Here is a 19,798-nt window from a genome sequence, read left to right as displayed (position 1 = left end):
AGGATACTATGGCCGTAAAAAGAAAAAACAAAACGATCAAAAAAAGAATCGCAGTCATCGGTTTGGGAGAATTCGGAAAATCACTCGTGATCTACTTGAATGAAAATGGTCACGAAGTTACCGCAATCGATAAGGACATAAAGGCGATCGAAGAAATCAAAGACCAGTGCGCTCTGGCGGTTTGTGTGGATACAAGCAACAAACAATCGTTAGAAGAATTGGATCTGGAAGATATGGACGAGATCGTCGTAGCCTTAGCTGAAAACTTCGAATCCTTAATCACGACCGCCTATCATCTCAAGGAAATGAAATTAGAATCTCTGCATATACGATATCATTCCGAGATCAATCGCAAAATTCTTCAGATGATCGGAATCGAAAACCTGTTCAACCCGGAAGAAAGGGCGGCCGCGTCGATGGCGGAACAACTCAGCTATCAAGGCGTAAAGAAGGCGACTTTGTTAAGCGAAGAATACAGTCTTTTTGAAGTGGAAATTTCGCCTCATCTCTTTGGAAAAAAACTAAAAGACTTGGGCCTTAGGGAAAAGTATAATCTGAATCTCGTAGCGGTTCGAAAAGCGGACGCTGACGACGGTGATCAACAAGAAGGAACGATCTTTCTCCCCGAATCCGGAACCGTTTTCCAGGAGAAAGAAACTCTCATTTTATTTGGAACCTCGGAAAGTATAAAAAAATTTACAAGAGTCTATCCCATAGGATAAGGAATCTCTTTTGAAACCTCGTCTATCTTTTTCAGAATATCTTCAGTTAAGATCACGTTTTGAGATTTTAGAATTTCATCCAATTGTTCCACGGTATTGGCTCCTACGATCGTAGAAGCGACGTAGTCGTGTTGTTTCGACCAAGCTACCGCAAGAACTGTCAAAGACATTCCCGCAGCCTCTGCGACCTTTAATAACTTCTCGGTTGCCGCGAGCGTCCCATCGTTTAAAAAACGACTCGCCATCTTTCTCTGTCTTTCGCCGGAATTGATATAACGACTGAATCGAGCATTCTGAGGAGGATTCGGAGAATTGTATTTTCCCGAAAGAACTCCTCCCGCTATCGGAGAATAGGGAAGAAGACTTACGCCTTCCCTGCGACAAATGTCGGATAACGCGTCTTCAAATCTTCGATTGAGAATGCTGAAATTATTTTGAATGGACTCATAACGTGAAAATCCGTATCTTTCGGAGACGGCCAAACTTTTCATCATTCCCCAAGCTGTTTCGTTGCTGTTCCCGATATATCGAACCTTTCCTTCCTGGACGAGTTCGGTTAGAACTTCGAGTGTTTCCTCGTATCCAAAGTCGTGATCGGGCCAGTGAGTTTGGTAGAGATCCACAAAATCGGTGCCCAGACGTTTGAGACTTCCTTCGATCGCAACTCGGATGTTTCTTCGATCCAGAGCCGTCTTTCCATCTCTAACGGGAGGAACAAACCAGCCGTGTCCAGGACCACAAACCTTGGTGGCAATTAGAATCGAATCCCTTGATTTTGTTTTGAGCCATTTTCCGAAAATCTTCTCGGTCTCGTGCACATAACTTGCGTCAGGCGGAACCGGATAAATTTCAGCGGTATCATAAAAGTCGATTCCCGCGTCGTATGCGCGATCCAAAATTCGAAAAGCTTCCTTTTCGTCGCAACTGGAACCGAAGGTCATGGTTCCCATGCAGATTTCGGAAACCACCATTCCTGATTTGCCCAATCTTCTTTTTTTCAAGTATTCTCTCCCCGTATACAAAACCAAGAATTCGCTTTTTCAGAGTCAAAGCAACTCTTATCGAATTCTAAAGGAATATTCAATCCTTTCCTATCTCCGACCCTGGAGAGTTTTGAAATGTATTTACGGAAAAAAATGCCGCATTAAAAAACTTCCAATGAAACATAAATTCTCCTAAGTAATTTTTTTTTTGCTATTCTCGATTTGTATGTAGTGTAGAATCTCTTCACTTTCCATTTGAAATTCGTAGAGAGAGGTAAGAACGTTTGGATAAAGAGTCCCTATACGATCGTGAGAAATACGAAAGTCTCATGCCTTCCTATCTGTATCTCAGAAACGAAGCCGATGCTACGGATCAAGAGGCGGTTTTTTTAAACCCGAAAGAAATCGACCTTCTCTACCAAATCCGAAATCATACCACCTTGGAAGGATTCTTTTCCGGAAAAATTTTGAAGATCTGGAAAGACGAGGGCTCTAAACCGATCTATGTAAACACTCTTAAAAAACTTTCGGAAATGAATCTGATCTTTGCATTTCCCGAGTTCAAGTTTCTTCCGGAAACGAGCCAACTCACGATTTGTATTTGTCTGATTTCAGAAAAACAATTCAAACCTTCCAATCGGGAAAATCTAAAAGAAATTTATCTCAACAGTCTCAGCAAATCCTCTTTTGCGATTCAAAATTACATTCTAGGATGTGAACCTTTTCAGATCAGCGAATTGATTTCTATTTTTGAATATCTCATTTCGGGAACCGCCTCCTCTTTCGTAAGAGATTCTTTCGATATAAAAAAATGGATTCATACCTTTACGTTCAACGAACTTCTTAAGGATGAGGTTATCAAAGACTCGATTCAGATCATTTTTGAAACCATTCACGAAAACGAATATATCGCTGTGACAAATACGACGGGCCTTTTTCACGTAACGGACGAACTTTCAGGAAAGGCGTTCGAGATTCTCAAAAGTTATTATCTCAATCAATTCTCAAAACGCCTCAAAGAAAAATATAAAACCGCTTGGGATATGATCACGGAACACAGAAAGGAAATCGTAATCGATGGAAACTACTCAGGTTCGATTTCCAGTTTGGAAGAGAAGTTTGTTTCGGAAGAACTAAAAATCATCGGCGAAAGTTTGGGCGGTCATATCCCTGAAACATTTAAGGATTTTTTGATTCTCGCCAATTATATAACGTGCAAACACGATCATTTAAAAAATCTCAAAGCATCTGCGGAAGAATTAAAGTCGATCAAGATGTTAAAAACGATGATGTCGATGAAAAACGACGCTCTTTCCCAGTTTGTAATGATCAACTTAGACGAGGATAAGGAATTTTCCTATTCCATCGTAGACAATCTAAAGAGAGACCCGGATTGTATTTCCTGCGATTGGTATGAAAAAGGAAAAAAGATCGCCTGTATCTGTCAAAGAAAAGAAGACACAATCCTCAACCTGATGCAATCTATGACTGAAAAGTATTCGTTTAAAAAAGACCTTCTCAGAAAGTTTTTGTTTCTTTTGAAAAAGGAAAGAAACGAACTCGCCAACTTTTATATGAAGAACGATTTTAAAGAAGCTTTTATAAAACTCAAATACGTTTGTTACAAGGAAAATCTTTCTTGGTTTTCAAAACTTCTCAGCTTCTTGGGCGCCTTCGGTTTTTTAGAATCTTCTTTAGAACATGAAGAATCGATCACACAATTCGAACAACTCACTCGTGAAATTGAATATAAGGAAAATCGAAAGAAACTATTGGACAAAATTCGCGCGGAATGGCTCATCGAAGCCGAGACCGATCCTTCGGTGACTGAAGTCAAAAATGAAAACGCCGCAAAGTCGGGCGAGGAACGATCTCCGACGACGGCGCGAAAAGGAAGATAAAATCTATTTTTTGATTTCGAAAGTTCGATAAGTTCCCTTTGCGACGTCCCAAGTTATCACTGCTTCTTTTACTTCGGAACCGGTGGGTCCTCTCTGAATCGCTTTGTAGAGATCTTCGATAAACATCTTATCCCCTTCGACAACGGTTTCCACTTCTCCTCCGGGAAGGTTTTGAGTGAAACCGCTGAGTCTACATTCTTGCGCTCGCTGGAGAATGTAATAGCGAAAACCCACTCCTTGTACTTTTCCTCGAACTAGAATTTTTGCTCTTACGTTATTCTTAGATCCCATTTGATTCCTCCGTCTTGCTCTCCAAGTTCACCATCCATCCCGAAAAGTCTTTCAGAAAACTCCAGAGGATTTCCTTTTGCGAAGAATCCGCATCCCAACCGTCTAACGCCTTACGATAACAAGAAAGCCAGACTCTTCTTGCCTTCTCGTCGATTGGAAAAGGAAGATGCCGCGCTCTCATACGAGGAGGGCCGTAGTTTTGAGAATAGAAAGGAGGACCGCCCGTGACCTGAATGAGAAAATCGGCGGACTTAATCTTACTCTCTTCCACATTCTCCGGAAACATAAAAGCGATCGGGCTCTGCGGAATCTGATCGTAAAAGTCGGAAACAAGCTTTCTGAGAGAAGCCTCGCCGACTGCGTTGTAAACGAGCTGAAGACCCGGAACAGGACCGGGAGGTCCTCCGGGCGGGATATAAATCGATCTTTCTTCCATCATGATTTCGTTTTTGAATTCTCCAAATAAGACCGGATCTTAGGACCGAAGTCCTTTACGATTTTATAATATACATCTTTTTTAAACGGAACTACGGTTTCCAACGTGCTTTCGATGGGAATCAATCGGACGGATTCGAATTCTCTTTCGTGGATATCCAAGTTGCAATCGGCGGCTTCCCCGTTCCAAAAAATGAGATACCATTTTTGAAGCTGACCTCTGTATTTCTGAAGATGACGATTGAGTGGAAGATTCGCCGGAAAATCATAGGGAATCCAATCCGGGTATTCGGAAACGATCTTTCCCGAATCGATCCCGACTTCTTCGTGAAGCTCACGAAGCGCGGCCGTTTCAGAATCCTCATCTTCGTCGATTCCACCCTGGGGAAATTGCCAGGACCCGAGAAAGTTGAGTCTTTCGCCGACCAAAACCTCGCCTCGGGAATTGAAGACTACCATCCCGACATTCTTTCTATAAGGTTTTTCCATACGAATAAGGTCCAACCTTACCATTCAAATGACAAGAAGTTTTAGAGAAACTCAGAGCGAGTTCGTGAACCCGAGTTTTAGGAAGAATACTTCGATTTCTATGATTCTTCTCATTCTTAGATGGAAAACAAGAACGTGAATGACTTTAGTCCCAGATAAAATTCTTAATACTTTACAATTTATGAATATCTCTCTTTCCGATTCTCCATTAAAAATCGAATCGGTTCCTTATTTGATTCCTAAAACGAGAAAAAACCCGTTTGAAAAGAATTCTTAACAATCCGCAAAATCCTATATACGTAAGAATGGGGACCGATCGGCCCAAAGGAAGTTTCACTCCTTCGATTGAATTCTATTATAAAAGGAGAAGGATTTGAATTCTAAGATTCGTTCTATCATGGATGTCGCGATCACGCTTAAGAATAGAATCCATCCGAGTTCTTCTTTGGGATTCAAAGGTTTAGAAAGAAGAAGATGGGTTTTGAAAGGAGTTCTAAGAATTCAGTTGCAAATTTTATACTCCCTTGGGAATGATACTCATAAGGTATCCTTTACTTTTTAGGAGTTGAGTCTCGAAAATGCAATTACGTAAGAAGTCTACACGTTCCCGTATCTTTAAGGAAAAGGATTTTGAAATCAGAGCGTCTTCGATCCCTGGAATCGGCATGGGATTGTTTCCAAAAGAGAACGTCAATAAAGGCGATACCATCGGATACTACACCGGCAAGGTCCTGACGGATCGAATTGCCAATTCTTCCAAATATTGTGAATCAAAATATCTGCTGTGGATCTGCAAAGATCATTGGATTTACGGGGAAGGCAAAGAAAGCAATTATACCCGCTTTATGAATCATAGCACAAAACCGAACGTAAAGTTAGTCGTATCAGTTCGTTGGAAAACAGCACGATTTGAAGCGATACGCAAAGTAAAAGCCGGCGAAGAATTGTTCTTCGACTACGGCGACGAGTACTGGATCAACACAGACATCGATCCAGTCGAAAGAAACTAACTTCTACGCCTTCGCGGCCGCGTGTTTAAAGAAAAACGCAAAGCCGTTTAAGAGCTGAAAGATCGAAGGAAGAGTTTTTAAAGTGATTCCGATGTCTCCGTGAGAGATCAAAGGAGTCAGAACCAACTTCGAGCGATTTGCAGGAAGGTCCCTCTCCAATAATCTTTCCAAGATCAGAGAAGATTCGGACGCAGGGACTACGTTATCCTCCACTCCGTGAATGAGAGAAACGTGCGCTCTCAAATCCTCCAGTTTATTATACACTTGAAGGTCTTGCAGAAAGGACCGAAACGGTCCCGCATTTTGTACGATTCGATTCCAGATCTCCGATCGATAGTGTCGATCTTCTTTGAGCTTCAGAAAGATTTCGCGATTTTCCGGTTGAATACTATCCAACACTTTTGGAAGTTCCGGAGTTTCACGAAGAAAACTTCCATCCAATATACTCGTGTGGAGCGCCTTTCGCACTTCTTCATTCTCGCCAATTCCAAAGTGAACAAAATTCCAGAGAAGAATCATTCTTCCATATTCGTCCGATCCTTCGGCTGACATGAGATAGTCGAGAGTTGTCTGAACGTTTCCATAAGCTCCGATTGTGCAGATGGACTTGACCCTTTCTTCGATCAGAGGAGTCGCCGCCGCGATCAAACCCATGCTCGCAGAAAACGAAGGTGCAAACAAAGAGATTCTACCATCGGGACAATATTCTGGATTGGATGAGAGGTTGAGAATCAGACCTTTGATTTTTTCGATACTCTCCAGACGAATTTTAAACTCGCTGATTTCCTGCATCTGTGGAGAGAAAACCAAAAAACCACAAGAAGCCATTCCGCGACAGACGGCTTTGAAACGAGGATCTTGATTTCCAAGATAAGCCATTCCGTTGATCGCAAGAATCGTTCCTTTGAAGGTCTTGTTTTTTTCAGGAAAGAATTTTAGAATTCCCACCTTCTCGTTTCCAATCGAAAGACTAAATTCTTCTTCGAGAATTCCTTTTGTGGAATTGCTTTTTGTATTGAGCGCGAAACGAAGCGCGGAGAAAAAATGATTCATAAATGCTATTTGGTCCTAAGTTGAAAATTTGACAGATCTCTGTTGGATCCGAATTACGAAGAGATTACAATTCAACTTTGAAGGGAGAATCGAGCCTTTCCGCATTCTTACAATACTTACTTAGAAGGATTTTTGTGTCCATTTGATGCAAAAACGTAATTTTTTTTATTAAAATGCGAACACGCGAATCACAAAAGAGGAACCGTTTTGAGTATGAGGAAATTCATATTTCATGACGAACCGAAAATTATTTCTCAGATCGGAGAATTTCAATCCGCTGTGGAGACGATTCTAATTCCGGAAGATTATCTGAAAAAATTGACAAAGGAAGAGAGAAGAATACTTCCTCAAAAAATAAAATCTCTCGCTGGAAAATATTCGAAATACGTTTCTTCACTGAGAAGGTTGAATTCGAAAGCAGGGAAGAGAAAATATCAGAGGGATGTTGGGAAACTAAAGAGAATCAACGTGCGGATGAAAACCGGAGATTGGCTGCTCTTAGGGACCCTGGCCGAAGCTCACGGCGTTTCCCGTTGTTATCTTTTAAATTTTCTTTTGTTCCTTGAATCCGCCGGAGTCGGCGATTCGCTGAGGAGATTTTGGGTGGGACAACCCACTCACCACAAGGTCTACAGCTTTATCTGGCAAATAGAGCCGTCCCAAAGGAGGATCTCAAGGGCTCTCCGGCTCCGTCCCAACCCTCTCAAAACTCGTCCTTCTTAAAAAAAGGAATTCAAGCTTAACATAAAATTCTAATATGATTTTCTTACCAGCCTTCTCATATCTTTAGCAAAATTCGTAAAAAGACCGTCGGCCCCCCGATCCAAAAAACGTTTCATCTCCTCGACTTCGTTTACCGTATAGACAACGGACAAAAAATTATTCTCCTGAATCCGTTTTATATTTTCTTCCTTCGCGTCCTCTCTCGACGGATGAATACTCCAAGCATTCACTTTCTCGGCAAAAACGATCGCCTCTTCAACGCTCCCGCTTTCATCGCCGACCAAAACCCCGAGTTTGATCTTCGAATTTAGATTTCGAATTCTTTCCAAACATTCCCAGGAAAAAGAAGAAATGACGATTCTTTCTTCGATGCGATTTTCCAGAACCAGATCCAAAACTTTTTTTTCAATGGAATCTTCTCTCATAGGAAAATCCAAACCCGTAGATTTGATTTCGATGTTCAAATCCGTCTTCGATTTTCGAATCAAACGTAAGATGTCCTTCAAGAGAGGGATTCTTTCCTTCTTAAATTTTTTAGAAAACCAAGAACCCGCATCCAATTCGTTTAATATTTCCACTTCGAAATTTCGAACGTTTCCGACGAGTTTTGTGGTTCGATCCAGATCGTCGTCGTGGATCACTACAACTTCCCGATCTTCGGAAAGAGTTACATCCAGTTCGATCAGATCGGCTTTCGCTTCGATCGCCTTTCTAAACGCGATCATCGTGTTTTCCGGAAAGGCTCCGCTCAAACCTCTGTGTGCAAACACGAGAGGTCTTTTTAGATCTCTTCGATCCTTTATTTTTTCGATCATCGATAACCTTTTTTCTTTTTTTAGAAAGCGATTCCGACTGCGAGGTCGAAGCCCGCGTCGTAAAGTTTCCCGGCGTGGTCCCGTTTTAATTCTTCTTTCCGAATCCAATAGTCTTCGATCGTCGCCGGACGATTCCCATATTCTAAAGTATTGAGAGAAACATTCTTATGATAACGACCGAAGGTTCTCATCACAACCTCGAACCCAAAGAAGAATCCGGATTCGAACTGATGACGAACTCCGATCCCGGTCCCTGCATAGTATCGAGGACCGTAGTCAAAGTTAACCCTTTCGTTACGATAGGATTGAGCGCCGGTAGTATCTATAAATTGATCGTGTCTTGTGTTTCTCATCAATTCTCCACCGACTTGAATGGGAATATAAACGGAAGAATCGGATAAAAAGTAATTAAGAAAGATTCCTCCTCCCGCATTCTTTACTTCTCGATCGGATTGTCTCGCAACCCCGTAACCTAAAAAGTAAGAATATCTTGAATCAAAATCTCCGCTCACGTTATTCGAATTTTGATAGTATTGAACACCGATCGTAACTTTTTCCCAAGCGTTCCAACCCAAAATCGCGGAACCGTAACCGGGAAGATAAATTCCCCCTAAGAAAAATTTCTTCTTCATTCGAATTTCTTTTTGGGAAAGAGAAACGTCCTTCGGTTTAGCATTTGTTCCGGAATCCCCGCTCTTTACATCCGCATCCTGATTTTCAGAAGAATGTTGAGGAACTGGAACAATATTTTGAGAGAATAGATTTTGAACGGATAAAAGAAGGCTTAAAAGAATTAAAAAAGGAATCCACCGATATTCTTTACTCATAGGTGAGAAAGTGTATCGAACCGGGAATGATTGTCAAGAAAGGAAAGAAGAAAGGGTTCAGGCGGGTTTCATCCCGCCCGAGAGGGAAATGGGAACTCGATTCTTATTTAGAAGCGGGCGCTTTTCCAGAAGTAGTGTTTTTAATCGCTTCAGCCACTTCATTAATTTTAGCTTTTACAGCGTCAATTTGGCCTTCAGGGATTTTGTTTTTGATCTCTTCGGTGATTTTGTTGTAGTTTTCGATGATCTTAGATCTGGTTTCTTCGTAGTTTTTTCCGGCTACAGAAGACACTTCTTTGATGTCGTTGAGAACTTTATCAACAGTTTCGCGGATTTTGACAGTCGCTTCAGAATTGTCAGAAGCTCCTTTTGTAACAAGCTCCAAATAGGTTTTTTCGAGATCAGCTTTCGCTTTACCCAGACCTTCTTGACCAGCTTTGATGAGTCCAAGACCCGCATTCAGAACATCTAGAATTTGCTTTTCCATTCGATTTTTCTCCTTGAGATCGATTCGTTGTGCATCGCACAATCCTTTTGTATTGCACCGCACAATTTTCGTCAACCTAAAAAAGAAAAAATTTTCTCAAATTTAGAATTTTTCGAACACAATTGCAAAAATCCCTAAACGCCGGTGTCTCGGCGGGAATCATTTTACGAACTCATTTCGAAAAGATGAGGAGATGCTTCGCGACCAGAGATCAGAATTTCGAAAGTTGAACTATCGTTTTTGAAATGAGTTTAGAATGCAGATTACACGCGTCTTCGAGTCCTTGATACAAAAGAAGACTTTTTTTTGCGATCCCGAGTCTTTCGTTTTTCTTTTCTTCCAAGGTCAGTCCGCCTTCGTATCCTTCGGTAATCATAAGAACCGTTCTTTGAATGCTCATTCCTAAAATTTCGGTGAGTCCTTTTCTGGAAGAAACTTCCTCGTCGATCCGATCCATTTCTTTCAGGCTCTTGAGAATCTGATCCTTAAAACGATCTTCGGCTTTGATCTGAGAATAAAGACGATCGGAAAGAACTCTTCCCTTCTTGACCTTTTCCGAAAATCCTTTGAGCTGACCGGAAAGATTTTTCAGTTCGGTAAGAATTCTTTTCTGAAGACGAGATTCGACGACTTCAAGCGCTTCGGATTTAGTTCCGCTCCGTTCACAAATTTCAGAAATTCTAACGCGCACCGATTTCACAATCTTCAAATCGCATTCGTTTTTTTGAATATATTCCGAAAAGTTCGTATTTGGAATTCCTTCCAGCAAAACACCGTCCTTTCCCAGATTGAACCAAGAATTTTTTTTAGGATGTTCTTCGAACCATTTTTTAAAGATCAATAGTTTTTCGTTGGTTCGAATGCTTCCGCCTTTTAAGGAAGGAGCCTGTTTTACAGGAAGTGCGGTCATCTGTTTGTGATTGTGATATTCCCTTCTTAACTTTCTGCTTTCGATATAATTCAGTCTTTCTTCTAAGACGGCGCCTTTGCAGTGAGCGAGTTTATCCGGAAAGGAAAGATCTTGTCCTAATAAAAGAATATTCCTTGCTTCCATCTTTTCCGCAAGACTGACCGCGTTCGTGGAAACAGATCCTCCGAAATCGATAACTCCGATTTCTTCTTCCGGATCGGATGAAAGGATCTTGATCAGAGGAAACGGAGAAGAAGTAAAAAAACCGTGTTTAAATTCTCCAGGCAAACGAAGAGAATGATACGAAGAAGTCGGATCGAAAACGATCTTTGCGTTTCCGGAATATCCTTCGAGATATTTGGAATTGAGGGCTTGAGGATCCACCGAGAAGATCAAGTCGGGATCGATTCCGGCGTTCCAGAGAACCATCAAAGCGGTGTCCACAGCAATGATCACATAACGTTCTCTGAAATTTCTAATCTCATCCAATGATAGAATCAGAGAAGGTCCGGCCCCACAAACAAGAACGTCGATCTTCCCTTCTCCGATTCCAAACAAGGCTTTGATCGGTTGCATCTCGGAAAGCGCGGGAAGATTGGAGATAAAGTTTCGAGTCCAGATTCTTTCAAAACGAGTGAGCGTGGAAATGTTTACGTCCTTCTTGTGAAAAAAACCTTCAGCTATAAATCTCAATTCTTCATAGGATTCTTTTTTCCATTGGTTGCTTCCTCGATGTGCAATAAAGCTGATCGGGAATCCCGAAATCCCTCGGAAGGCAGCATAAAGGTCCTGTTCGATGATAGGAGAAAGTAAAATTCTCAGAGAACCCGAATTTAGAAATTCGGAATAATCAAAGAAAGAGAGCGCATAACGTAATACGATCGCCTCCGCTTCCATCCAGACCGTCGTCACGTTCTTCAGTTTCAAACTTTCTTGGATGGAATAACCGATTCCCGCTCCGAAAAAAAGAAAAACCCTTTCTTCGTCCTCTTTTTTCAAACCTTCGAGAAGACGTTTGGATTCGGTAATCGGATCCATCGCACTGTGAAGAGAAATTCCGTCCGCAACCAAAATCGGAAGTCCCGTTTTGGAAGTTTTGATTTCTAGTTTTCCTTCGGATTGAAGAATTCTTTCTTCCATTCCGGGTGAAACCGTAGACAAGGTTTTTAGATTTTTTAAAAGGACGGATTCGTCTGCGGAAGTATTCATTTTAGAATTACAGAATATTCTATTTACTTAAAATATAAATTCAGTCTTCCGTCGCCTATTTTTTCGCCGGCGCTCGGCTCTTGTTGATAACAAAATCCGCTTCCGTGAAATTTTACGGGAACTCCCAGAGGCCTCAATATTTCCAGGGCTTCTCTTTTGCTTTTTCCCACGAGATCGGGAACTTCTCCCGGTTCCACAACTTTCAAATTCTTTCTTTGAAAACGTTTGAGAGAAACGTTGAGCGTCTTTTCCCCTTGTTCGATGATCGGGATGATATTTTCCACAACTTCTTTGAAAACGGGCGCCGCAAGTCCTCCTCCGGAATGAGTTCCTCCTTTCGGTTCGTCAAAAAGAATCAAACCCACGACCTTGGGGCGTTCCGCGGGAAAAAATCCGAGAAACGAAGCGGACCAAAGACCTTCTACATAACCTTTTCCTGATACAGCTTTTTGTCCGGTTCCTGTTTTTCCCGCTATGGAATATTCTTGAATGTAAGCGTTCTTACCCGTTCCGGATTGAACGACTCGGGTCATTGCTCTCAAAATTCTTTCGGTCGTGTATTCTCGGATTCCGATCGGAGTTTCTTGTGTTTTGAATTCGTGAAGAATTTCTCCGTAAGAATCGCTGAAGTGAGAGACAACTCTTGGTGTCAGCATTCTTCCTCCGTTGACGACCGAAGCGGCGGAAGCGACGAGTTGAATCGGAGTCACGGAAACTCCTTGTCCGATCGCCATAAACATCGTCGTCGCCGGCGTCCATTTTTTCAAAGGTGGAAAGTAACCTACCGATTCGTTCGGTAAGAATCCGGTTCTTTCTCCGAATTGAAACTTCTTCATATAATCATAGAGAAGAGGTTCCGGAATTCTTTGTGAAGCTTTGATAATTCCTACATTGCAAGAGTATTGAAGAATTTCTTCCAGGTTCAGATGCCCGTGTGCGTCCGTACATTTGATTCTCGTTTTACCGAGTTCTATATAGCCGGGGCAGTGAAACTTCTCGTCGGGACGTATTAGATTTTCATTGAATAGAATGGAGGCCAAGAAAATTTTCATCGTGGAACCGGGTTCGTAGACGTGACGGATCGCCCAGTTTGTATGAGAATCTTCTCCCGATTCGTTGTATTGATTCGGATCGAACGCCGGAAACGAAGCGGAAGCCAAAATTCTTCCGGTATTGATTTCCATAAGAATCCCGATCGCTTTTTTGGATCCGGTTTCTTCAAAACGTTTGCCGAGAGCTTTTTCGAGTTTGTATTGTATAAGACCGTCGATGGTAAGATGTAAATTACTTCCACGAGAAGAATCCGATTCCGTCGGAGTCATAAGGTCTTGGTTGTATTGCACTTCCAAACCGGAGAGCGCACGATCGTCGTCCATTCCCGTAAAACCGACAAGACTCGAAGCGAGATTTCCGTGCGGATAAACCCGCTTGTATTCTTTTTCTCTTCTCACACCCGGAAGAGAAAGATCCATGATCTTATTCCCAAGGGCTTCGTCGATTTCTCTCTTGAGGAGAAAGTAACGGCTCTTCTCCCGAATCATCGCTTCGATTTTTTCGGGAGACATTTCAAGATAAGGCGCGAGTTGAACTGCGGTAAAATTCGGATCGTAGATGTTTGCGGGATAAATTCCGATCGTCGCGGAATCAACGGTCATCGCGAGTTCAATTCCTCGGCGATCGTAGATCGCGCCTCTCATAACTCGATCTCCGGTTTTGAGAACTACTTCTCTCTCGTTCAAAAATGTAAGAAAGACGACTCTCCCGACGAGAATCAAGAAAAGAAGACAGATAAAAGAAAATAGGATCGTAAGCCTGGTTTTGCGGGAATTCATTCTCTTTTAGTAAGATCGACGAAAGACCGAAATTCGGAAAGTGTTGTTTTCCAACTTATCGGATTCTATAGAATTATAAAACATTGTCCAGTATATGAGATTTTATTCTGTTTTAACGAACAATAGGGCTTGACATTTGAAATGTAGGAACTCCTATGTTCAACGGAAATTCGGCGGGAAAAAAGTCGAAGTCCGGGGATTTTCCGAGCCGCCCTTTTCTGGTCGGAATTTCGTCCAAAACCTTGCTTCCTCGACGAAACAACGATTTCAAGGAGAAGCCGGATTCTCCCGAAAACAAAATGGACCCGCAAGAGATTCTTAAAATGAGAAAACAAAGATGCGAACCTTTCTGATTCCCGGGATTTCCAATTCCGGTCCCGATCACTGGCAAACCTTTTGGGAACAATTCCACGGATTTACAAGAATCCAACAAAAGGACTGGGAAAACCCGGTCTATTCCGAATGGGAAGAAAGTTTGGTCCGACAAATCGAAAGCACAAAAGAATCGAAGAATTCCATTCTCATTGGGCATAGCCTCGGTTGTCTTTTGATCGCGAAGGCCCTGGAGAGAATCGCAGATTCCATCCTTGGAGTTTTCCTCGTGGCCCCTCCGGACCCAAAATCCTCCGTGTTTCCCAAGGGTCTCGAAGACTTTGCGGAGTTCCCGCAAAAATCCCTCAGGACAAACGGATTGATTCTCTTTAGCGAAAACGATCCCTTCTCGAGGGCGGAGTTTTCTCAGAATTTGGGAAAACTCTGGAACCTCGAAACGATCAATCTGGGAGAATTAGGACATATCAACGGCCAATCCGGGCTTGGAGCCTGGGAACCTGGATTTCAAATTTTCTCCGATTGGGCTCGCTCGATCTCCTGAATCCAAACGACCTGGGTCGAAGTTCCGACCTCCCCTTGTTTAGGGCTTTCGAAGGGGCCAAAATCGGAACGCCGATTCCTTTCCTCTCTCCACTCAGGATTCTTACTAAAAACCTCAGATCTCACGCACTCTTTCGGGGCGATTGCCAAAAAAATTCCGAATTTTGCCCTCTCCGATCGCTCTCGGACTTTCTTCCTTGACATTTTTATCCGGAATTCGGAAACTTAATCTATGGATTAGCACTCTAACATTCAGAGTGCTAAAAAAGAAGCATGGATCTCTCTGACCGTCATAAAAGAATTCTGAAAGCCCTTGTAGATGAGTTTATTCTGGAGAATCGGCCCGTTGGTTCGAAGACCCTCTTTGATAAACACGACATCGGACTTTCTCCGGCATCGATACGCGCCGTTCTAAAAGACCTAGAGGATTTTGGATACCTTGCTTCTCGACATACATCCGGCGGAAGAATTCCTACGGAAAGAGGATATCGATTCTACGTCGATTCCCTCGTGACTATGTATGAGTTAACGCTCAAAGAAAAACAAAGAATCCAGGAAGAATACCTGAAGATGCAGTTTAAGTTGGATCAGATCCTCAAAGCTACAGCCTCGGTTCTTTCTTCCTTATCCAACGCCGCGGGGATCGTAATCGGTCCCGCAAAAAACTTGGATACGTTGAAACATTTGGAACTCATCCACGTTCACGGAGACGAAATTCTTATGATTCTCGTAATGAGATCTGGAACCGTTCTTCACAGAAACATCTTTGTGGATCAAAATTATTCGCAGGAAGCTCTCTATCAGATCTCTAAGTATCTGAACGACAACCTGCGAGGATACGATATATTCGAAATTCAGAATACTGTGGTTCCGAAGTTGATGTTTCACAGAGACGGCCCGGAGGATTTTGCAAGAATCGCACCTTTGATTTCATCGGCGATGACTCCGGAGAATTCCGAAGTCACTTTGTATATCGACGGATTTAAGAATCTCTACTCGAACTTTAGAGACGAAGAAGAACAACTTTCGCAGGTTCTTTCTCTTTTGGATGATCAGGGGTTTTTAAGAGGATTCTTCTCGGGACATATCGACCAGGACGGAGTTTATACGATCATCGGCAAAGACGGAGATCAGTTTATGTCCGGAGTTTCGATTATAACTTCCAACTATAAAATGGGAGAGAAAAAGATCGGAGCTCTTGGAATTATCGGGCCCCAGAGAATGGACTACAACAAAGCCCTGCCTCTTGTGGACTTCACTTCCAAGCTGGTATCCGAAATGGTGACGCGCATTAGTAAATGATAGGAGAAGATTTGATGACCGAAAACACAAACGCAAAAAGCGATCCTTCGAAAGAGGATATGGTCAGCGAAAAAAATTCTCAAACAGTAACATTAGAGGAAACTAAAGTAGAGAAAATGAATCCTGAAGAATCAACACAATCAACGGAGCAAACCGAAACCGTAGAGCCGGAAATTACGCTTCAAATTGAATTAGAAACCGCCAAAAAGGAAATCGAATCGTTAAAAGATTCCTGGGCGAGAGAAAGGGCGGAATTTCAGAACTACAAAAGGCGTTCCGCTCAAGAATTCGGATCCATCCGGAAGGAAGCCGTAAAATCGCTCGTGACCGGATTTCTAAATCCGATCGACAACTTGGAACGTGTCGCGACTACAAAAACCGTATCCGAAGAATTAAAACCTTTCGTGGACGGAGTAGCGATGGTTCTAAAAGAATTCTATTCCGTATTAGAAAAATCGAATGTAGTTCGTTTTGATCCAAAGGGAGAATCCTTCGATCCGATGTCGATGGAAGCCCTCTCTTCGGAAGAAGACGACCAATACGCGGAAGAGACGGTGATTGAAGTTTATCAACCCGGCTACTTCTACAAAGAAAATGAAGAGAAGTTTGCGCTTCGACCTGCAAGGGTTCGGATCGGAAAACCAAAGGTATAATTAGAATCTCAGGGAAGTATAAAGGAGCACAACAATGTCCAAAGAAAAAATCATAGGGATCGACTTAGGAACCACAAACTCGGTCGTTTCGGTCATGGAAGGCGGAGACCCAGTCGTTATTCAAAACTCTGAAGGAGCGAGAACGACTCCTTCTATCGTAGCATTTACAGCAAAAGGAGAAACTCTGGTCGGACAGTTTGCCAAAAACCAGGCGATTACCAATGCTGCAAACACGGTACGTTCTGCGAAACGTTTTATCGGACGCAGACTGAGCGAGTGCGAATCCGAACTAAAACACGTTTCCTACAAGGTCGTTCGTTCCGGTAACGAAGGCGTAAAATTTGAAACCACCGCCGGCGAGTTCACTCCTCAGGAAATCTCAGCGCGCGTTCTCATGAAAATGAAACAAACCGCAGAGGATTATCTCGGTCACAAAGTAACGAAAGCGGTTGTCACGGTTCCTGCGTATTTCAATGACGAACAACGTCAAGCGACCAAAGACGCCGGAAGAATCGCCGGACTCGAAGTGGAAAGAATCATCAACGAGCCGACCGCTGCAGCGCTCGCATACGGATTTGATAAGAAGAATGTAAATTCTAAGATCGCCGTATACGACCTTGGTGGTGGAACTTTTGATATTTCCATTCTCGAACTCGCAGACGGAGTCTTTGAAGTAAAATCCACTAACGGAGATACTCATCTCGGTGGAGACGACTTCGACATGGCAATCATGGAGTGGATGATCGCAGAATTTAAGAATCAAACCGGTATCGATATCTCCGCGGATAAAAACACCGTACAAAGATTGAAAGAGGCCGCTGAAAAAGCGAAGATCGAACTTTCCGGTACTATGTCTACTCAGATCAATCTTCCGTTCATCACTGCGGATGCATCCGGTCCAAAACATTTGGACATGACTCTTTCTAGAGCGAAATTTGATCAACTTACAAAAGCTCTTGTGGATCGTACAAGAATTCCTTGTGAGAACGCTCTTCGCGATGCGGGACTCAAGGCATCCGAGATCGACGAAGTGATTCTCGTGGGAGGATCGATTCGAATTCCTGCCGTTCAAGAACTGGTAAAACAGATCTTCGGTAAAGAACCGAATAAATCCGTGAACCCGGACGAAGTCGTTGCAGTGGGCGCTGCGATCCAAGGTGGAGTTTTAGCAGGAGAAGTTTCCGACGTTCTTCTTCTCGACGTGACTCCTCTTTCTCTTGGAATCGAAACTCTCGGTGGAGTGATGACCAAGTTGATTGAAAGAAACACAACGATTCCTACAAAGAAATCGCAAGTGTTCTCGACTGCGGCCGACAATCAGTCTGCGGTTTCCATTCACGTTCTCCAAGGAGAAAGAGAAATGGCTTCCGCGAACAGAACCCTCGGTCGTTTTGATCTGATCGGAATTCCACCGGCGCCAAGAGGAGTTCCTCAAATCGAAGTTACTTTTGATATCGACGCGAACGGAATCGTTCACGTATCTGCGAAAGATCTTGGAACAAGCAAGGAACAAAAGATTCGTATCGAATCTTCCTCCGGATTGTCCGAAGACGAAATCCAAAAGATGGTTAAGGACGCTGAGGCTCACGCTGCCGCCGATAAGGCTCAGAGAGAAGTCATCGAAGCTAAGAATGAGTTAGACACTCTTGCTTATTCTTTGGAAAAAACCGTGAACGAAGCCGGAGATAAAATCGCCGAGAACGAAAAACAACTCGCAACCGATGAAATCAAACGCGCTCGTGAAGCGATCGAAAGCAATGACAAAGCAAGAATCGAATCCGCAAAAGAATCGATCTCTAAAATTGCTTCCGAGATTGCTACGAAGATTTATTCTCAAGGAGCTCCCGGCGCTGAACAGGCAGGAGCTTCTGCAGGACCCGGAGCAGGCGCAGGAGACAATTCTGCGAACAACGGGGAAAAGGTCGTCGACGCAGATTATACTGTAGTGGATGATGAGAAAAAGTAAAAACTTTGATTAATCAAGCCCGCGTTTGGTCGCAAGACCGAACGCGGGCATTTTCAAAGTTATCAAGGTGTTGAACTCGCAATCAAACTTACCCAATAAGAATCAACGCTTTACTTGGAATTAAACAATGAGTGAAAGAAGTTACTACGATATTCTTGGAGTTTCCAAGACGGCTAACGACGAAGAGATTAAATCTGCTTATCGAAAGTTAGCAATCAAATATCACCCAGATAAAAACAAGGGTGATAAGGAATCCGAAGATAAATTTAAAGAAGCCACGGAAGCATACGAAGTTCTTCGCGATGCTAAAAAACGTCAGGCTTACGATCAATTCGGAAAAGCCGGCGTTGGCGCGGGCGGTGCCGGCTATGGGCAAGGCGCGTACACTGATTTCTCCGATATCTTTGGAGACTTTGGCGATATCTTCGGTGATTTTTTCGGCGGAGGCGGTGGCGGGGGACGTTTTGGCGGCAGCGGAAGAAGGTCCGGTCCCCAGAGAGGATCCGATCTACGTTATAACCTAGAAGTTTCCCTCGAAGACGCAGCCTTAGGCCGAGAATATAAAATTGAAATTCCAAGATTAGAATCCTGTCCGGACTGTAACGGTTCCGGCGCGGAAAAAGGAAGTTCTCCAACTACTTGCGCCGATTGCGGCGGTTCCGGTCAGATCCGAAGAACTCAGGGATTCTTTTCCGTAGCGACGACCTGCCCTACTTGTAGAGGAAAGGGAACTACGATTTCCAATCCATGCAAGTCTTGTAATGGACAAGGTCTTCAGGAAAAAAGAAGAACGATCAATATAAAAATTCCTCCGGGAATCGAAACCGGATCCAGATTGAAAGTATCAGGAGAAGGCGAAGCGGGACCAAACGGCGGACCTCACGGAGATCTTTACGTAGTAACTCATATCAAAAAACACGAGTTATTCGAACGCCAAGGAAACGACTTAATTCTTACTCGTAAGATAACCTTGGCTCAAGCCATCTTAGGCGCTGAGATCGAGGTTCCGACCATAGACGGAAAAAAAGCCAAGATGAAAATTCCGGAAGGAACCGAGTCAGGACAAGTATTCCGATTGAAAGGACACGGCATGCCTTATCTCGGAGCTTACGGTAAAGGCGATCAACACGTCATCGTAAGAATCGAAATTCCGAAAAAGATAACGAGACGCCAAAGAGAATTGATAGAAGAATTCGCCAGAGAATCCGGAGAGAACATCCCGGGTTCTAAGGGAAAAATTTTCACAAAATAAAGAAGAACCTTCCTGAAGAATTCTTATCAAAGAAAACTTCGGGTTGTTCTTATATGATCAAAAAA

The 19,798-nt window shown here is 43.0% G+C and carries 19 protein-coding genes and 1 pseudogene; 10 read left to right on the top strand and 10 right to left on the bottom strand.

Features of this window, described 5'->3' with window-relative positions; all coding sequences use genetic code 11:
* The first annotated feature begins 8 nt into the window (after window positions 1-8).
* Complete coding sequence (locus A0128_RS02415) at window positions 9-722, top strand: potassium channel family protein (protein ID WP_069606070.1); 714 nt, start codon at window positions 9-11, stop codon at window positions 720-722.
* Here the strand turns inward: A0128_RS02415 and A0128_RS02410 are convergent.
* The gene (locus A0128_RS02410) at window positions 707-1,723 is read right to left on the bottom strand and encodes an aldo/keto reductase (RefSeq protein ID WP_069609054.1); all 1,017 of its coding nucleotides are present in this window, start codon (window positions 1,721-1,723) and stop codon (window positions 707-709) included. The genes A0128_RS02415 and A0128_RS02410 overlap by 16 nt on opposite strands.
* Window positions 1,724-1,989: 266 nt before the next feature.
* On the opposite strand from A0128_RS02410, the gene A0128_RS02405 reads away from it, so the two are divergent.
* Window positions 1,990-3,606 carry an exonuclease gene (locus A0128_RS02405; protein WP_069606069.1) on the top strand — a complete coding sequence of 539 codons (1,617 nt, stop codon included), beginning with the start codon at window positions 1,990-1,992 and terminating at the stop codon, window positions 3,604-3,606.
* A 3-nt stretch (window positions 3,607-3,609) separates the two neighbouring features.
* Here the strand turns inward: A0128_RS02405 and A0128_RS02400 are convergent, their stop codons facing one another.
* The 3 genes from A0128_RS02400 to A0128_RS02390 are packed head-to-tail and all read right to left on the bottom strand — an operon-like array spanning window position 3,610 to window position 4,821.
* Window positions 3,610-3,897 (bottom strand): acylphosphatase, encoded by a 288-nt coding sequence (locus A0128_RS02400; RefSeq protein WP_069606068.1) that lies wholly within the window; start codon window positions 3,895-3,897, stop codon window positions 3,610-3,612.
* Entirely contained in the window at window positions 3,887-4,336 is a 450-nt protein-coding gene (locus A0128_RS02395) for a globin domain-containing protein (RefSeq protein WP_069606067.1), read from the bottom strand. The genes A0128_RS02400 and A0128_RS02395 overlap by 11 nt, the downstream gene beginning before the upstream one ends.
* Complete coding sequence (locus A0128_RS02390; protein ID WP_069606066.1) at window positions 4,333-4,821, bottom strand: RNA pyrophosphohydrolase; 489 nt, start codon at window positions 4,819-4,821, stop codon at window positions 4,333-4,335. The genes A0128_RS02395 and A0128_RS02390 overlap by 4 nt, the downstream gene beginning before the upstream one ends.
* 373 nt (window positions 4,822-5,194) lie before the next feature.
* On the opposite strand from A0128_RS02390, the gene A0128_RS02385 reads away from it, so the two are divergent.
* Both A0128_RS02385 and A0128_RS02380 read left to right on the top strand, forming a co-directional pair.
* Entirely contained in the window at window positions 5,195-5,383 is a 189-nt protein-coding gene (locus A0128_RS02385; RefSeq protein ID WP_069606065.1) for a hypothetical protein, read from the top strand.
* A 16-nt stretch (window positions 5,384-5,399) separates the two neighbouring features.
* Window positions 5,400-5,831, top strand: a complete 432-nt coding sequence (locus A0128_RS02380; RefSeq protein ID WP_069606064.1) for an SET domain-containing protein — start codon at window positions 5,400-5,402, stop codon at window positions 5,829-5,831.
* 3 nt (window positions 5,832-5,834) lie between these two features.
* Here the strand turns inward: A0128_RS02380 and A0128_RS02375 are convergent, their stop codons facing one another.
* The gene (locus A0128_RS02375) at window positions 5,835-6,884 is read right to left on the bottom strand and encodes an alpha/beta hydrolase (protein ID WP_069606063.1); all 1,050 of its coding nucleotides are present in this window, start codon (window positions 6,882-6,884) and stop codon (window positions 5,835-5,837) included.
* Window positions 6,885-7,097: 213 nt separating this feature from the next.
* Here A0128_RS02375 and A0128_RS02370 point away from each other — a divergent pair, with 213 nt between their 5' ends.
* A complete protein-coding gene (locus A0128_RS02370) occupies window positions 7,098-7,607 on the top strand; it encodes a DUF1564 domain-containing protein (RefSeq protein WP_069606062.1) in 510 nt (169 codons plus the stop codon).
* 29 nt (window positions 7,608-7,636) lie between these two features.
* Here the strand turns inward: A0128_RS02370 and A0128_RS02365 are convergent, their stop codons facing one another.
* The 5 genes and pseudogenes from A0128_RS02365 to A0128_RS02345 all read right to left on the bottom strand — a co-directional run bounded on the left by A0128_RS02365 (window position 7,637) and on the right by A0128_RS02345 (window position 13,687).
* Window positions 7,637-8,422 carry a glycerophosphodiester phosphodiesterase gene (locus A0128_RS02365; protein ID WP_069606061.1) on the bottom strand — a complete coding sequence of 262 codons (786 nt, stop codon included), beginning with the start codon at window positions 8,420-8,422 and terminating at the stop codon, window positions 7,637-7,639.
* Between the two features lie 20 nt (window positions 8,423-8,442).
* Complete coding sequence (locus A0128_RS02360; RefSeq protein ID WP_069606060.1) at window positions 8,443-9,249, bottom strand: hypothetical protein; 807 nt, start codon at window positions 9,247-9,249, stop codon at window positions 8,443-8,445.
* Between the two features lie 103 nt (window positions 9,250-9,352).
* On the bottom strand, window positions 9,353-9,736 hold the full coding sequence (locus A0128_RS02355) for a phasin-related domain-containing protein (RefSeq protein ID WP_069609053.1): 384 nt from the start codon (window positions 9,734-9,736) through the stop codon (window positions 9,353-9,355).
* A 211-nt stretch (window positions 9,737-9,947) separates the two neighbouring features.
* Window positions 9,948-11,753, bottom strand: a pseudogene (locus A0128_RS02350) (motility associated factor glycosyltransferase family protein); the annotation flags it as partial.
* A 125-nt stretch (window positions 11,754-11,878) separates the two neighbouring features.
* A complete protein-coding gene (locus tag A0128_RS02345; protein WP_069606058.1) occupies window positions 11,879-13,687 on the bottom strand; it encodes a penicillin-binding protein in 1,809 nt (602 codons plus the stop codon).
* A 337-nt stretch (window positions 13,688-14,024) separates the two neighbouring features.
* Between A0128_RS02345 and A0128_RS02335 the strand changes: the two genes are divergently transcribed.
* The 5 genes from A0128_RS02335 to dnaJ all read left to right on the top strand — a co-directional run bounded on the left by A0128_RS02335 (window position 14,025) and on the right by dnaJ (window position 19,733).
* On the top strand, window positions 14,025-14,561 hold the full coding sequence (locus A0128_RS02335) for an RBBP9/YdeN family alpha/beta hydrolase (protein ID WP_069606056.1): 537 nt from the start codon (window positions 14,025-14,027) through the stop codon (window positions 14,559-14,561).
* Between the two features lie 272 nt (window positions 14,562-14,833).
* Window positions 14,834-15,862 (top strand): heat-inducible transcriptional repressor HrcA, encoded by a 1,029-nt coding sequence (gene hrcA / locus A0128_RS02325; RefSeq protein WP_069606054.1) that lies wholly within the window; start codon window positions 14,834-14,836, stop codon window positions 15,860-15,862.
* A gap of 14 nt (window positions 15,863-15,876) precedes the next feature.
* Window positions 15,877-16,515: a nucleotide exchange factor GrpE gene (grpE, locus tag A0128_RS02320; RefSeq protein WP_069609052.1), complete on the top strand. Its 639-nt coding sequence runs from the start codon at window positions 15,877-15,879 to the stop codon at window positions 16,513-16,515.
* A 34-nt stretch (window positions 16,516-16,549) separates the two neighbouring features.
* Complete coding sequence (gene dnaK, locus A0128_RS02315; protein ID WP_069606053.1) at window positions 16,550-18,481, top strand: molecular chaperone DnaK; 1,932 nt, start codon at window positions 16,550-16,552, stop codon at window positions 18,479-18,481.
* Between the two features lie 127 nt (window positions 18,482-18,608).
* Window positions 18,609-19,733 carry a molecular chaperone DnaJ gene (dnaJ, locus tag A0128_RS02310; protein ID WP_069606052.1) on the top strand — a complete coding sequence of 375 codons (1,125 nt, stop codon included), beginning with the start codon at window positions 18,609-18,611 and terminating at the stop codon, window positions 19,731-19,733.
* Window positions 19,734-19,798: the final 65 nt, after the last annotated feature.

The organism is Leptospira tipperaryensis (assembly GCF_001729245.1).
GTDB lineage: Bacteria > Spirochaetota > Leptospiria > Leptospirales > Leptospiraceae > Leptospira > Leptospira tipperaryensis.
The sequence above is the reverse complement of the archived record's forward strand: the minus strand, read 5'-3'. Positions and strand labels throughout refer to the sequence as shown.